Here is a 13507-nt window from a genome sequence, read left to right as displayed (position 1 = left end):
GGGTGAGGGCGGGGTTCTGATTGCGCTTTGACGCGCAGCCTGTCAGCCCCGGGTCATCCCAGCGCGGCTTGCTTCTCTTCGGCGAGGCGGCGCATCTCTGCCTTGCTCTTTTTCTCGCTGGCGCTTTTCAACTGGCCGCATGCCGCCATGATGTCGCGCCCGCGCGGGGTGCGGACCGGCGCGCTGATGCCGCCTTCGAAGACGATGTCGGAAAAGCGCCTGATCCGTTCGGGCGTGGAACATTCATAATCGGTGCCTGGCCAGGGATTGAACGGGATCAGGTTGACCTTCGCCGGCAGCTTATAGTGCCGCAGCAGCCGCACCAGTTCGCGGGCGTCCGCGTCGCTGTCATTCTTGTCCTTGATCATCACATATTCAAAAGTGATCCGGCGGGCATTATTCGCGCCGGGATAGGCGGCGCAGGCGGCCAGCAGCTCCTCAATCCCGAATTTCCGGTTGAGCGGCACCAGTTCGTCACGCACATCCTTGGTCACGCCATGGAGCGAGACGGCAAGGTTGACGCCGATTTCCTCACCCGCGCGCGCCATCATCGGGATGACGCCGCTGGTCGACAGGGTGATGCGCCGCTTGCTGAGGGCAAGGCCATCGCCATCCATCACGACCTTCAGCGCATCGCGGACATGGTCGAAATTATAGAGCGGTTCGCCCATGCCCATCATCACGATGTTGGTCAGCATCCGCCCATCGGACGTATAGTGTGACGCCTCGTCGCCTTCATCGTCATCATTCGCCGATGCCATGCTGCCCTTGGGCCATTCACCCAGTGCGTCGCGGGCCAGCATGACCTGCCCGACGATCTCGCCCGGCGTCAGGTTGCGCACCAGCCGCATCGTGCCGGTGTGGCAGAAGGAACAGTTCAAGGTGCAGCCGACCTGACTCGAGACGCACAGCGTGCCCCGGTCTGCATCAGGGATGAAGACCATTTCATAATCCTGACCGTCATCGGATCGCAGCAGCCATTTACGGGTACCGTCGCTCGACACCTGCGCTTCGACCACCTGGGGGCGCCCAACCACGAATCGCTCCGCCATCCAGCCGCGCATCGGCTTGGCAAGGTCCGTCATGGCGTCGAAATCGGTTTCGCCACGATGATAGAGCCAATGGAAAATCTGCTTGGAGCGCAGCTTTGCCGCCTTGGCGTCCAGCCCCGCTTCCTCGAACACGCTTTTGATCTGCGCGCGGGACAGGCCCATCAGGTCGACGCGCCCATCCTCTCGCGGCGTCACGGCGCGCGGCACGGGCACAGGATCAATAGCGCCGGGAATCGGCATCAGGGGGCTGGCGGATGTCTGCATGGCCGCGCCATAGCGGAATTTTCGGGCAAATGTAAGGCGGAGCCGGGCTTAGCGCAGGCGCGCGCAGCCCAGCGCGGCGGCGTCGATCGCCGTGGCCGCGCCGCGCAGGGCGTAGCTGTCGGCAAAGGCGCGGCCGTCCGCGCCAACGCTGGACACGCTCATGCTGGTGGCCGAACGCATGGCGGCGATGATCTGCGCATCGGCGCGGGCGTCCGTGGCCCAGGCGTCGACCTGCCCCGCCACCAATGTGAAGCGGCGCTCGCCCACGCTCAGACGAACCGGGGCGTCGGGTGAGCGGGCGCGGCTGAGGCGAAAATGGATCTGTCCGCGCACATGGTCGCGCGGCCAGTTGCCTACGGCGGCAAAGCCCCGCGGCGCGCGGCCGCGCCGGACCTGCGGCTGGGCAATGGCATAGCAGCGCGGCGCTGATTGTCCTGCCGCAGGATCGCGAAATGCCCCCCAGCTTTCGAAAATGCCCAGTGAATCGCGCGCGATGGCGGGCGGCGGCGCGAGCAGCAGCGGGACAAGGCAGGCGAGGGCACGGCGCATTGCCAGGGCAAAGCGCAAGCCGCCCTCATTTGCAACCCCATCCGTAATGAAAGGGCGATGCCACGCTTGCAGGGACGACAACAGTGGTTATGAAGAAGCATCCATCAGTGTCGCCGGGATTCGACCGAACCCCCGGCTCTCGGCTTAAAAAGAACGGACAGAACAGGGACATGAAGGCCACCATCGAACGCGCAACGCTCCTCAAGAGCCTGAGCCACGTCCAGTCGGTGGTCGAGCGGCGCAATACCATTCCCATCCTGTCCAACGTGCTGATCGAGGCATCGGCCGACGGCGCGATCAAGCTAATGGCGACCGACCTTGACCTTCAGGTGGTCGAAAGCATCTCCGCACAGGTGGAGCAGCCCGGCGCGACGACCATTTCCGCCCACACCTTGTTCGATATCGCGCGCAAGCTGCCCGAAGGCAGCCAGGTGTCGTTGCAGGCCGCCGACGGCAAGATGCTGATCCAGGCGGGGCGCGCGCGCTTCAACCTGTCGACGCTGCCGCGCGACGATTTTCCCGTGATTGCCGAGGGCGACCTGCCGACGCAGTTCGAACTGCCGGCCGAAACATTGAAGCAGATCATCGACAAGACGCGCTTTGCAATTTCGACCGAGGAAACACGCTATTATCTGAACGGCATCTATTTTCATGTGTCGGAGGAGGGGCAGCCCGTGCTGAAAGCCGCGGCGACCGACGGCCATCGTCTGGCCCGCGTCACCGTGCCGCGGCCCGATGGCGCTGACGGCATGCCCGGCATCATCGTTCCGCGCAAATGCATCGGCGAATTGCGCAAGCTGCTCGATGAAGTGGAAGGATCGGTCCAGATCAGCCTGTCGGCCAGCAAGATCCGCTTTGGCCTGGGCAGTGCGATCCTGACCAGCAAGCTGATCGACGGCACATTCCCCGATTACAGCCGCGTCATCCCGACCGGTAACGACAAGCTGCTCAAGATCGACCCGCGCAGTTTCGAGGATGGCGTCGACCGCGTTGCGACCATCGCGACGGAAAAGACCCGCGCGGTCAAGATGACCCTGGACAAGGACCGTATCACCCTGTCGGTCACAAGTCCGGAAAATGGCACCGCGGCCGAAGAAGTGCCCGGCGCGTTCCAGGGCGAAGGCTTTGATATCGGATTCAACGCCCGCTATCTGCTCGACATCCTCGGCCAGATCGACAGCGACCTTGTTGAACTGCACCTGGCCGATGCCGCCGCGCCGACCTTGATCCGGGAAAATGACGCCAGCCCGGCGCTCTATGTGCTGATGCCCATGCGGGTGTGACAGGCAGGGGCGGAAAAGGGATGCCGCCCCATTGATTTACGGTCTGTAAGTAAGTCTCTGTCAATAGATCGCGATTAGAAGGCGCCTCATGTCTCTTAAGCGCGCGTCTTCTTCAGAGTTGTCACGACCTGCCACGTTGTTGATGGCGCTTGGCCTGACGCGAAGCGGCACAGATGTCGGTGCGACCTGGATTTGCGGCAGCTTTTTCCACATCGCGCGACTGTGGCCGCTGATCCTGCTGTCGAAAATGTGCGTCATTCTAATATTGGGGCTGCTCGTCTTCCGGCAGCAGGGCTGGTCGCAGTTCCTGTTGCTGGGGCTGATGTTCCTGGTGGATGGCATGTTGATGATCCTGCCGCGACAGGATCGGTTCCGCAGTTTGCTGCCCCATATCCAGACCTGGGCCATGTTGCCCATGCTGTTTCTGTCTGGCCTCAGTTACAGTGCCTGGATCGCCGGCGCGTTGGGATGGACCCAAACCGCTTCGCCGGCGCTGACGGCCCTGTCCCAACTGGTGGTGGCCTTGCTGGTGGCCTGTATCGTCGGGGACCGGCGCTTGCTGGGGATGAGCTATTTTCTAGGCCTGCTGATCGCGGCCTTCATTGGGAGCGCTGGGCTGATCCCGATCGGTCTGCTGTCCAGCGGTTTGCTTGTCATGGCGGTCGCCACCGTCAGGCAGGCTTCGGTCGATCGCGATCGCGCCATGGCGATGCATCGTCAGGACTTGCGCGCCCAGCGATCGGACCGACTGTTGCAGGAACATGAACGCAGCGGACGCGGCTGGTTCTGGGAAACCGACCGGCAGGGGAGCCTGACCTATATATCCGATACGCTGTGCGAGACGATGAACCTGCCGTGCGGCAGCCTCATCGGCCGGGTCTTTACCGACATATTGCGTCCGGGCGACCGGCAGGCGGGCGATGGCGAACGCACGCTGGGCTTCCACCTGTCCGCCCGCACCGGTTTTTCCGAAATCCCCGTCTGCGCGGCCTTGTCGAAGGAAGAGCGTTGGTGGTCGATCTCCGGCCAGCCGGTGTTCAACGAATATGGCCAGTTTCACGGTTTTCGTGGGTCGGGCACGGATCTCACCGAAATGCGACGCAGCCAGGCGGAAGTGACGCGACTGGCGCAATATGATTCGCTGACCGGCCTGGCCAACCGCATCCAGATGCTGCGTTCGCTGGAGCAGGCGGTGGCCGCACGCCATGGCCGACCGGGTGAATGCACGCTGATGATGCTCGACCTGGATCGGTTCAAGAGTGTCAATGATTCGCTGGGGCACCCGGCTGGCGATACGCTCTTGCGCCAGGTCAGCCAGCGGTTGCAGCGCGTTGTGGGGGAAAAGGGGCTGGTCGGGCGACAGGGCGGCGACGAGTTCAAGATATTGCTGCCGCGTCATCATGACAAAAGCAGCCTGGAACTCCTGGCCAAAGCCATTATCGCGACGGTCGCCGAACCCTATACTATCGAAGGGACATCGGTGGTCATTGGCGTTTCCATCGGCGTGTCCATGTCTCCCCAGGATGGCGTGACCGCCGAAGCGCTGATTCGCAACGCCGACCTGGCGCTATACGCTGCCAAGGGCGACGGGCGCGGCGTGCACCGTTTCTATGCGCCCGAAATGCATGCCGATGCCGAAGACCGGCGCAAGCTGGAGGAGGATTTGCGCCATGCGCTGGCCGCCGACGGCCTGCATCTGGTCTATCAGCCGGTCGTGTCGTCGCGTACCGAACAGATCACCGGTTACGAAGCGCTGCTGCGCTGGAACCACGCGACGCGAGGGCCGATTTCGCCGGCGCTCTTCATCCCGATCGCGGAGGATACCGGCCTGATCGGGCCGCTTGGCGAATGGGTGTTGCGCACCGCCTGCCTGGATGCGGCACAATGGCCTGAAGGCATCCGCGTCGCGGTAAATGTCTCCCCGACGCAGTTCGCCAATCCAGGTTTCCCCTCGACCGTGATGAACGCGCTGGCGGCCGCGCAGCTGGCGCCGGAACGACTGGAACTGGAAATCACCGAAAGCGTGTTCCTGAACGACGATTCGGACACAGATTCGATGTTCGCGCGCCTGAAATCGCTCGGCGTGCGGCTGGCGCTCGATGATTTCGGCACCGGCTATTCGTCACTGGGCTATTTGAAGAAAGCGCCGTTCGACAAGATCAAGATCGACCAAAGTTTCGTGCGCGGCGCCGCGATCAAGGGCAGCCGCAACAGTGCGATCATCAAGGCGATCGTCAGCCTGGCCGAGGCGCTGGACATGGACACGACGGCAGAGGGTGCGGAAACACAGGACGAACTGGCGCTGATCCGGCAATTGGGGTGCAGCCATATCCAAGGCTATATCTATGGCCGACCAATGCCGATGGAGGACGTGCTGATCGCCCATCGCGGCGGCGTCACGAATGCGGCCACGCCCAAGGGGTATCGGTCGAGCCGGCCCGAGCGCAAGACGATGCTGCGGACCGTGGCCGTGCGTCACGACGGGCATGTCTATACCGGCCGGGTGCGCAACATCTCCGAAACGGGAGCCCTGATCGAAGGGCTGTGGAATGTGCCAGTCGGCACCAGTTTTTCGGTCGAATTGTCCGATCGGCTGGTGGTGCAGGCGACCGCGCGCTGGTCCAAGGATGACCGGATGGGCGTCGTTTTCGATCGTTCGATCGACCTTGCATCCCTCCGGGCCCAGCCGCGCGCGCTGGCGTCCTGATCCTTTAGCTAGGCTTGAGTGGGGCGAGTGTGACGCCCTGCCAATCACCACCGGGGTGAGCCTCCCGGCCCATCGTCCAGTTGGTCTGCAAGCGAACCATGGGGTTGGGCGCGCACCAGATTTCGCCCGAATCGCTCAGGCCCGTCACCCAGATGAGATTATGCTCCTGGCCATAGTCGATGACGGCGAAGGCAAAGCCCTTCCCCTTGCCCTGGATATCGACGGGAAGGGGCGGGTCGAGTTGCGTGAAGGACATGGCGGACTCCGGCTGGGGGTGCGGCAATCAATGCCGGGCCAGGGCGCGAGTTCCTGCGATTAACAAGGATCAGTCACTTCCTTGCTCCCCACGCTCAGCGCGGGAAGCAAGGGCAGGATCATGCCTGTTCCAGCAACCCTTCGCGTTTGATCTTCTCCTGCCATACCAGCGGGGCGAGGCGGTGGACATTCTGCCCCTCGCTGTCGACCGCGACGGTGACGGGCATATCCTCGACCGTGAACTCGTAAATGGCTTCCATGCCAAGGTCTTCAAAGCCCACGACCTTCGCCTCCTTGATCGCGCGGGCGACCAGATAGGCCGCGCCGCCGACCGCCATCAGATAGGCGCTCTTGTGCGTCTTGATGCTCTCCGTCGCCGCCGGGCCGCGCTCGGCTTTGCCGACACAGGCGGCCAGGCCCTGTTCCAGCATCATGTCCATGAACTTGTCCATGCGCGTGGCGGTGGTGGGGCCGGCGGGGCCGACCACTTCGTCGCGCACCGGATCGACCGGGCCGACATAATAGATAACGCGGCCCTTGAAATCGACCGGCAGGCTCTCGCCCTTTTCCAGCATGTCGGCGATCCGCTTATGCGCCGCATCGCGGCCGGTCAGCATCTTGCCATTGAGCAGCAGCCGGTCGCCATGCTTCCAGCTCTGCACGATCTCCGGCGTCAGCGTGTCGAGGTCGACGCGGATCGCTTCCTTGCTCGGCTTCCAGTCCACCTGCGGCCATTCGCTCAGCTTGGGCGCTTCCAGATAGGCAGGGCCCGAGCCGTCGAGCGTGAAATGCGCGTGGCGCGTCGCGGCGCAATTGGGGATCATCGCGACCGGCTTGCCCGCCGCGTGGCAGGGGTAATCGTGGATCTTGACGTCGAGCACGGTGGACAGTCCGCCCAGCCCCTGCGCTCCGATGCCGAGCGCATTGACCTTGTCATACAGTTCGATCCGCAGCTCTTCGATCTTGTTCTGGGGCCCGCGCGCCTTGAGTTCTCCCATGTCGATCGGGTCCATCAGGCTTTCCTTGGCCAGCGCCACCGCTTTTTCTGCGGTGCCGCCAATGCCGATGCCCAGCATGCCGGGCGGGCACCAGCCCGCGCCCATCTGCGGGAGCATCTCCAGCACCCAATCGACGATGGAATCGCTGGGGTTCATCATCTTGAACTTGGTCTTGTTCTCCGACCCGCCACCCTTGGCCGCGACATCGACGATCACCTTGTTGCCCGGCACCATCTCGACATTGAGGACGCAGGGCGTGTTATCCTTCGTGTTCTGGCGCGAGAAAGCGGGGTCGCGCAGGATCGACGCGCGCAGGCGGTTTTCGGGGTTGAGGTAGGCACGGCGCACGCCTTCATCGACCACGTCCTGCATCGACCGGCTATTGTCGTCTAGGCGGCAGTCCATGCCCCATTTGATGAAGACATTGACGATGCCGGTGTCCTGGCAGATCGGTCGGTGGCCTTCGGCGCACATGCGGCTGTTTGTCAGGATCTGTGCGATCGCATCCTTCGCTGCCGGATTGGCTTCCGCTTCATAGGCGGTGCCCAGCGCGCGGATATAATCCATCGGATGATAATAGCTGATGAACTGGAGCGCGTCGGCGACGCTTTCGATGAGGTCGGCGGTCTTGATGAGCGTCATCTTACCCAAATCCCTATATCTGCCGCCCGCCCTGCACGGCGGGTCTTCGCATCGGCGGCTATACGCATTGGGAAGGGCAAGTCCAGCCAGCGCATCTTTGGCCGATCGCGGCGACTGGCGCGATAAGGGTGACGCGGCGATGCCAAGGTCATTTTTCCGTCATCAAAAAGTCATGGCATCAGCGGCGCGCGGCATTGCGTGGCAAGCCAAATTTATTTTCTTTTTTGCCATCGCCCCCTTGTCTTTTCGCGGGGCGTGGGAGGAGCGCGCGTCGCGGCCAGGGGCGGGGCGATGCAGGCGGTGGATCGACGCAGGGCCGATCCGCGCTGAGTCCCGGAACCGTCATTTACCCTCTTGCGCCTGAGAACGGCTGTGGCACTATCCCTTGTATCGGGTTAACGGGGGTTACCCAACAGATTGTGATCGCCCTCCTGGATGCCTATCTGGGAGGTGGGCCGTTTGAAGGCCTGGCGATCCGATAAGTTGGCCCATTTCCGTGCCCCTGTGGACCGGTCGATGCCGAGACGCGCTTTGCCGCAATCGCGCTTGACCGAATCGAACGAAACAGGAACATCGGGGACTCGCAGATGGATTTTCGCGATAGTGGACAGGCAGGGACAGGCGACGTGGCGACGGTAATGGACGAAGTTTTGGAGAAGAAGAGCGAAGCGGTGGCGACGTCAAATGAGGCGTCCGAGCCGCTGTCGTCTTCGACCGTATTGGCGCGCCGTTTTCCCGTCGTGACCGACGCATCGCGCGACGCGTTGCTGACGGAATTTGGCAAGGAGACGCTGAACGACCGCTATCTGCTGCCCGGCGAATCCTATCAGGATCTGTTCGCGCGCGTCGCCGCCGCTTATTCCGACGATGCGGACCACGCCCAGCGCGTCTATGATTATATCTCCAAGCTCTGGTTCATGCCCGCGACTCCCGTTCTGTCCAATGGCGGCACCGGGCGCGGCCTGCCGATCAGCTGCTATCTGAACTCGGTGGACGACAGCCTGGAGGGCATCGTCAACACCTGGAACGAGAATGTCTGGCTCGCTTCGCGTGGCGGCGGCATCGGCACCTATTGGGGCAATGTGCGCGGCATCGGCGAGCCGGTCGGTTTGAACGGCAAGACCAGCGGCATCATCCCGTTCGTGCGCGTCATGGACAGCCTGACGCTGGCGATCAGCCAAGGGTCGCTGCGCCGTGGGTCGGCCGCCTGCTATCTCGACATTTCGCACCCGGAGATCGAGGAGTTCCTCGAAATCCGCAAGACGAGCGGTGACTTCAACCGCAAGGCGCTCAATCTCCATCATGGCGTATTGCTGACCGATGAGTTCATGGAGGCGGTGCGCGATGGCGCCGACTTCAACCTGCGCAGCCCCAAGGACCAGTCGGTGCGCGGCACGGTGAATGCCCGCGCCCTGTTCCAGAAGCTGGTCGAAGTGCGCCTCGCCACCGGCGAGCCCTATATCGTTTTCAACGATACCGTGAACCGGATGATGCCCAAGCATCACCGCGAACTGGGGCTGAAGGTCTCGACCTCCAACCTCTGTTCGGAAATCACCCTGCCGACGGGTCGCGACCATCTCGGCAATGATCGCACGGCGGTCTGCTGCCTGTCCTCGATGAATCTGGAAACCTGGGACGAGTGGAAGGATCATCCGACCTTTGCCGAGGATATCATGCGTTTCCTCGACAATGTGTTGCAGGACTATATCGACCGTGCGCCGCCGGAAATGGCGCGCGCCAAATATAGTGCGATGCGTGAACGCTCGGTCGGGCTGGGGGTCATGGGTTTCCACAGCTTCCTCCAGGCGCGCAACATTCCGTTCGAAGGGGCGATGGCCAAGTCGTGGAACCTGCGCATCTTCAAGCAAATCAATGCCAAGGTGAACGAGGCGTCGATGCTGCTGGCGCAGGAGCGTGGGCCGTGCCCCGATGCAGCCGACCAAGGCGTGATGGAGCGTTTTTCCTGCAAGATGGCGATCGCGCCGACCGCGTCGATCAGCATCATCTGCGGCGGCGCGTCGGCCTGCATCGAGCCGATCCCGGCCAACATCTACACGCACAAGACGCTGTCGGGCAGCTTTGCCGTCAAGAATCCCTATCTCGAAAAGCTGCTCGTCGCCAAGGCGAAGGACAGCACGGCGGTCTGGAACTCCATCCTCGAACGCGGCGGCTCGGTCCAGCATCTCGACTTCCTGACTCAGGAAGAAAAGGACGTGTTCAAGACCAGTTTCGAGATCGACCAGCGCTGGCTGCTCGAACTCGCGGCCGACCGCACGCCCTATATCGATCAGGCGCAGTCACTCAATCTGTTCATCCCGGCGGATGTGGAAAAATGGGATCTGCTGATGCTCCATTTCCGCGCCTGGGAACTGGGCATCAAGTCGCTTTATTATCTACGGTCGAAGTCGGTGCAGCGCGCAGGCTTTGCCGGCGGCGTGGAAGCGGACAATACGATCGATGCGCCCCGGTTCGAAATCGCCGAGACGACGAATTATGACGAATGTCTCGCCTGTCAGTGATAGGGGAGCAAGCGGCGCAGCGGAGCGATCCGCCGCGCCGGCTGCCTCATTTTTCTTCTTCGAACGTCACCGCGACGTCGGCATTGGCGGACAGGCGCACCCGTCCGTCGCTCTCGACCTCCGCGATCAGGCCCTTTGAAATATAATGATGATGCCCTTCATGGCTTCCGGTAGCACCCTCGACCTGCGCCCCGCTGTCCTTCTTGGTCAGCTTGATGCGGTCGCCCTCGACATGGTCGACGGTGCCCACATGGACGCCGTCGGCGCCGATGACTTCTGCATGTTCCTTGATCTGGCTCAAATCGACCATCATTGCTCTCCTGTTGTTGAGGGGACGGCGCATCAACGTTCGTCGCTTGGCCCGGTTGCAATGATCCTCCCCTGATAACATATTCGCTCCGGAGTTACCCGAAATGCCCCTTCTCCAAGCCTCCAAGGTCTACAAGCCCTTCGAATATCCCTGGGCCTATGAATATTGGAAGCGCCAGCAGCAGCTGCACTGGCTACCCGAGGAAGTGCCTCTGGGTGAGGATTGCCGCGACTGGGCGCAGAAGCTCTCCGACCATGAGCGCAACCTGTTGACGCAGATCTTCCGCTTCTTCACCCAGGCCGATGTCGAGGTGCAGGATTGCTACCACGAAAAATATGGCCGCGTGTTCAAGCCGACCGAAGTAAAGATGATGCTGACCGCGTTCAGCAACATGGAAACGGTCCACATCGCCGCCTATTCGCACCTGCTCGACACGATCGGCATGCCCGAAAGCGAATATAGTGCCTTCATGCAATATAAGGAGATGAAGGACAAACACGACTATCTGCAACAGTTCGGCGTCGATACGGATGAAGACATTGCCAAGACGCTGGCGATGTTCGGCGGTTTTACCGAAGGCTTGCAGCTGTTCGCGTCTTTCGCGATGCTGATGAACTTCCCGCGCTTCAACAAGATGAAGGGCATGGGTCAGATCGTCAGCTGGTCGGTCCGCGATGAGACGCTCCATTGCGAAGGGATCGTGCGCCTGTTCCACGCTTTTGTGAAGGAACGCGATTGCCTGACCGCCAGCGTCAAGGACGACATCATGGACATGTGCCAGAAGACGGTCCGCATCGAGGACGCCTTCGTCGACCTGGTGTTCGAAATGGGGCCGGTGCCCGGCATGACGCCCAAGGACATCAAGAAATATGTCCGCTATATCGCCGACTGGCGGCTGGGGCAGTTGGGATTGAAGCCCATCTACATGATCGACGAGCACCCGCTGCCCTGGCTCACGCCGCTACTGAACGGCGTGGAGCATGCCAATTTCTTCGAAACCCGCTCGACCGAATATTCCAAGGCGGCAACGCGCGGCCAGTGGAACGATGTATGGGATGCGTTTGACCGTCGCCAGAAGGTCAAGGGCAGTGCTGCCGCCAACGCCGATGAGGAAGGCCCCGACATGTTCAAGGCCGCGGGCATCGCGGCCGAATAGGACGGCCCACGGCGACGGCGCGCGCGCCAGGCGCGCCCATGGCTAAAAGACAGGCGCGGGCCGCTATCCCTTTTCGGATGGCGGCCCATTCTTTTGTCGGGAAACAGGCGATCGTCCATCGCGTCCATCGCGTCCATGGGGCGGGGGCCAGGATGGCGCTATCCGCCTAGACCTGGTCGGCCTCTATCAGATGAAATCCTCCAATATGCTGGTCCCCAGCAAGATAAGGTTCAGCGCCGCCAGCATCGCGACATTCGATGGACGGTTCCTGACAAAAAATAGTGCGATCAGCAGCATGAAAAGCGCCATCGCGCCCAGGCCATAGATCAGAAAGCCGACCTCGCCCGCCGGCCCCGGCGGTGCTTGGGGCACCGGCCGCAATGCGTCCAGAATACTTGTGGCGATCATCGTGACGATATTGATGCTGAGCAGGCCGCCGATCACCATGTGCTTCTGGCGTTCGTACCACAGGTCGAAGTCCGGCCAGTCTTCCGGGTCGTCGGGAAAGATCAGCGACGCCACCAGATAATAGCCGCCGGTGATCGCCAGCACGATGGCGAGCGTCAGATAGCTCGCGTCCATCTGGTCGCGCGCCATGAAGGCCAAGCCCCAGAAGCTGGTGAGGTCCAGCATGACGAACAGGCCCAGCAGCGGCGTGAGCCAGCCGATCCGCGCTGGCCGCGCGCCCCGCTTCAACTTCAGAACACGCGCAAATCCGGCCAGCACTTCGCACAGGGCCAGACCCAGCAAGAGTCCGAATACCGCGAATACCAGATCGAAAGCCGACATCTGCCCCTTGCCCCTCCGTCCGTCGCACGTCCGCCAAGGACCGTCGTTTCTGCACATCGGATTGGAACCGGGCTGCGGTCAACAGGTTATTGGGTCAAACGCCTCTCGAACGGCGTTGCGAAGGAGAACATCATGATCCGTACCCTGATTTTCGGCGCCATTGCCGGCTATGTTGGCAAGAAGCTCTATGACGAAGGCAAGCTGACCGAGTTCAAGAATGATCTCAGCACCCGCTTTAGCGAAGCCAAGGTGAAGCTGGACGAACAGCGCGCGCAGAATGGCGCTGTCACGGACACTGCTCCCATGGTCAGCCCCACGACCAGCGCTGCGCGGCCGCTGCCTAACTAAGCGCCGCGTCATTTCCTTTCAAAGTTTCGTCTGCGTCCCTGCCCCCGAGGACGCAGACGGTCGCCGCCCGTCCGCTGCCGCACTCCCCCTCTCACGGCAGTGACGGGCGGCTTATTTTTTATTGAAATCCAGCCTAGTAGCGTCAAGCAACCATATCGTTTCTGCGGGGTTGGTCCGCCATAGGTTTAGGTAGAAGGAGACCAATATGCGCAAACCCATTCTTGCTATGGCGATGTTCGCCATGCTGCCGCTCGGTGCATGCGCCTCGGACAATTACGGTCGCGGCTACGGCTATGATCGACCCGGCAATTATAATGGCGGGCCGCGCCATCACCGCCGTCGTCTGGGTAACAATGACCAGATTTATCGCGATCGCGACGGCCGTTACTACTGCAAGCGGGATGACGGCACCACCGGCACCATCGTTGGCGCGCTCGCCGGCGGCGTGCTGGGCAATGTCATCGCTCCGGGCGGATCGAAGACATTGGGCACAATCCTGGGTGCTGGCGGCGGCGCGCTGGCTGGCCGCGCCATCGACAAGAACGACATCAACTGCGAATAATTAGATTATTCGCAAATGTCGTGAAAAGGGGCGCGGAGATCACGCGCGGCGCAGCCAGCCCCCAGGATTGTGC

12 protein-coding genes are annotated in these 13507 nt (G+C 62.0%); 6 read left to right on the top strand and 6 right to left on the bottom strand.

What is annotated here, in order from left to right; translation table 11 throughout:
• Positions 1-53: 53 nt before the first annotated feature.
• Positions 54-1316 (bottom strand): 23S rRNA (adenine(2503)-C(2))-methyltransferase RlmN, encoded by a 1263-nt coding sequence (gene rlmN, locus SKA58_RS11670; protein ID WP_009822639.1) that lies wholly within the window; start codon positions 1314-1316, stop codon positions 54-56.
• A gap of 48 nt (positions 1317-1364) precedes the next feature.
• Positions 1365-1865: a hypothetical protein gene (locus SKA58_RS11665; protein ID WP_009822638.1), complete on the bottom strand. Its 501-nt coding sequence runs from the start codon at positions 1863-1865 to the stop codon at positions 1365-1367.
• Positions 1866-2035: 170 nt separating this feature from the next.
• Between SKA58_RS11665 and dnaN the strand changes: the two genes are divergently transcribed.
• The gene (gene dnaN, locus SKA58_RS11655; RefSeq protein WP_009822637.1) at positions 2036-3148 is read left to right on the top strand and encodes a DNA polymerase III subunit beta; all 1113 of its coding nucleotides are present in this window, start codon (positions 2036-2038) and stop codon (positions 3146-3148) included.
• Between the two features lie 88 nt (positions 3149-3236).
• A complete protein-coding gene (locus SKA58_RS11650; RefSeq protein ID WP_037543051.1) occupies positions 3237-5855 on the top strand; it encodes an EAL domain-containing protein in 2619 nt (872 codons plus the stop codon).
• A gap of 4 nt (positions 5856-5859) precedes the next feature.
• Here SKA58_RS11650 and SKA58_RS11645 read toward each other — a convergent pair whose 3' ends face one another.
• Positions 5860-6111, bottom strand: a complete 252-nt coding sequence (locus tag SKA58_RS11645) for a hypothetical protein (protein WP_009822635.1) — start codon at positions 6109-6111, stop codon at positions 5860-5862.
• Positions 6112-6229: 118 nt separating this feature from the next.
• Complete coding sequence (locus SKA58_RS11640) at positions 6230-7750, bottom strand: fumarate hydratase (protein WP_009822634.1); 1521 nt, start codon at positions 7748-7750, stop codon at positions 6230-6232.
• 587 nt (positions 7751-8337) lie between these two features.
• Between SKA58_RS11640 and SKA58_RS11635 the strand changes: the two genes are divergently transcribed.
• Positions 8338-10269, top strand: a complete 1932-nt coding sequence (locus SKA58_RS11635; protein ID WP_442852453.1) for a ribonucleoside-diphosphate reductase subunit alpha — start codon at positions 8338-8340, stop codon at positions 10267-10269.
• Between the two features lie 46 nt (positions 10270-10315).
• Here SKA58_RS11635 and SKA58_RS11630 read toward each other — a convergent pair whose 3' ends face one another.
• Complete coding sequence (locus SKA58_RS11630; RefSeq protein WP_037543510.1) at positions 10316-10579, bottom strand: DUF2171 domain-containing protein; 264 nt, start codon at positions 10577-10579, stop codon at positions 10316-10318.
• Positions 10580-10682: 103 nt separating this feature from the next.
• Between SKA58_RS11630 and SKA58_RS11625 the strand changes: the two genes are divergently transcribed.
• Positions 10683-11735: a ribonucleotide-diphosphate reductase subunit beta gene (locus tag SKA58_RS11625; RefSeq protein ID WP_009822631.1), complete on the top strand. Its 1053-nt coding sequence runs from the start codon at positions 10683-10685 to the stop codon at positions 11733-11735.
• A 186-nt stretch (positions 11736-11921) separates the two neighbouring features.
• On the opposite strand, the gene SKA58_RS11620 is transcribed toward SKA58_RS11625, so the two are convergent.
• A complete protein-coding gene (locus SKA58_RS11620; protein ID WP_009822630.1) occupies positions 11922-12524 on the bottom strand; it encodes a hypothetical protein in 603 nt (200 codons plus the stop codon).
• A gap of 132 nt (positions 12525-12656) precedes the next feature.
• On the opposite strand from SKA58_RS11620, the gene SKA58_RS11615 reads away from it, so the two are divergent.
• Positions 12657-12872: a hypothetical protein gene (locus tag SKA58_RS11615; protein WP_009822629.1), complete on the top strand. Its 216-nt coding sequence runs from the start codon at positions 12657-12659 to the stop codon at positions 12870-12872.
• Positions 12873-13077: 205 nt separating this feature from the next.
• On the top strand, positions 13078-13434 hold the full coding sequence (locus SKA58_RS11610) for a glycine zipper 2TM domain-containing protein (protein WP_037543048.1): 357 nt from the start codon (positions 13078-13080) through the stop codon (positions 13432-13434).
• The last annotated feature ends 73 nt before the right edge of the window (positions 13435-13507 follow it).

It is taken from the genome of Sphingomonas sp. SKA58 (assembly GCF_000153545.1).
Classification (GTDB): domain Bacteria; phylum Pseudomonadota; class Alphaproteobacteria; order Sphingomonadales; family Sphingomonadaceae; genus Sphingobium; species Sphingobium soli.
Note: the sequence above shows the minus strand (reverse complement) of the source record. Positions and strands in the feature narration are given on the sequence as shown.

Bases quoted from the DNA above. Each gene is read 5' to 3' on its own strand.
- SKA58_RS11610 (WP_037543048.1), top strand. From the start codon at position 13,078: ATGCGCAAACCCATTCTTGCTATGGCGATGTTCGCCATGCTGCCGCTC.
- SKA58_RS11625 (WP_009822631.1), top strand. From the start codon at position 10,683: ATGCCCCTTCTCCAAGCCTCCAAGGTCTACAAGCCCTTCGAATATCCC.
- SKA58_RS11665 (WP_009822638.1), bottom strand. From the start codon at position 1,865: ATGCGCCGTGCCCTCGCCTGCCTTGTCCCGCTGCTGCTCGCGCCGCCG.
- dnaN (WP_009822637.1), top strand. From the start codon at position 2,036: ATGAAGGCCACCATCGAACGCGCAACGCTCCTCAAGAGCCTGAGCCAC.
- SKA58_RS11640 (WP_009822634.1), bottom strand. From the start codon at position 7,750: ATGACGCTCATCAAGACCGCCGACCTCATCGAAAGCGTCGCCGACGCG.
- rlmN (WP_009822639.1), bottom strand. From the start codon at position 1,316: ATGCAGACATCCGCCAGCCCCCTGATGCCGATTCCCGGCGCTATTGAT.
- SKA58_RS11635 (WP_442852453.1), top strand. From the start codon at position 8,338: ATGGATTTTCGCGATAGTGGACAGGCAGGGACAGGCGACGTGGCGACG.
- SKA58_RS11645 (WP_009822635.1), bottom strand. From the start codon at position 6,111: ATGTCCTTCACGCAACTCGACCCGCCCCTTCCCGTCGATATCCAGGGC.
- SKA58_RS11650 (WP_037543051.1), top strand. From the start codon at position 3,237: ATGTCTCTTAAGCGCGCGTCTTCTTCAGAGTTGTCACGACCTGCCACG.
- SKA58_RS11615 (WP_009822629.1), top strand. From the start codon at position 12,657: ATGATCCGTACCCTGATTTTCGGCGCCATTGCCGGCTATGTTGGCAAG.
- SKA58_RS11620 (WP_009822630.1), bottom strand. From the start codon at position 12,524: ATGTCGGCTTTCGATCTGGTATTCGCGGTATTCGGACTCTTGCTGGGT.
- SKA58_RS11630 (WP_037543510.1), bottom strand. From the start codon at position 10,579: ATGGTCGATTTGAGCCAGATCAAGGAACATGCAGAAGTCATCGGCGCC.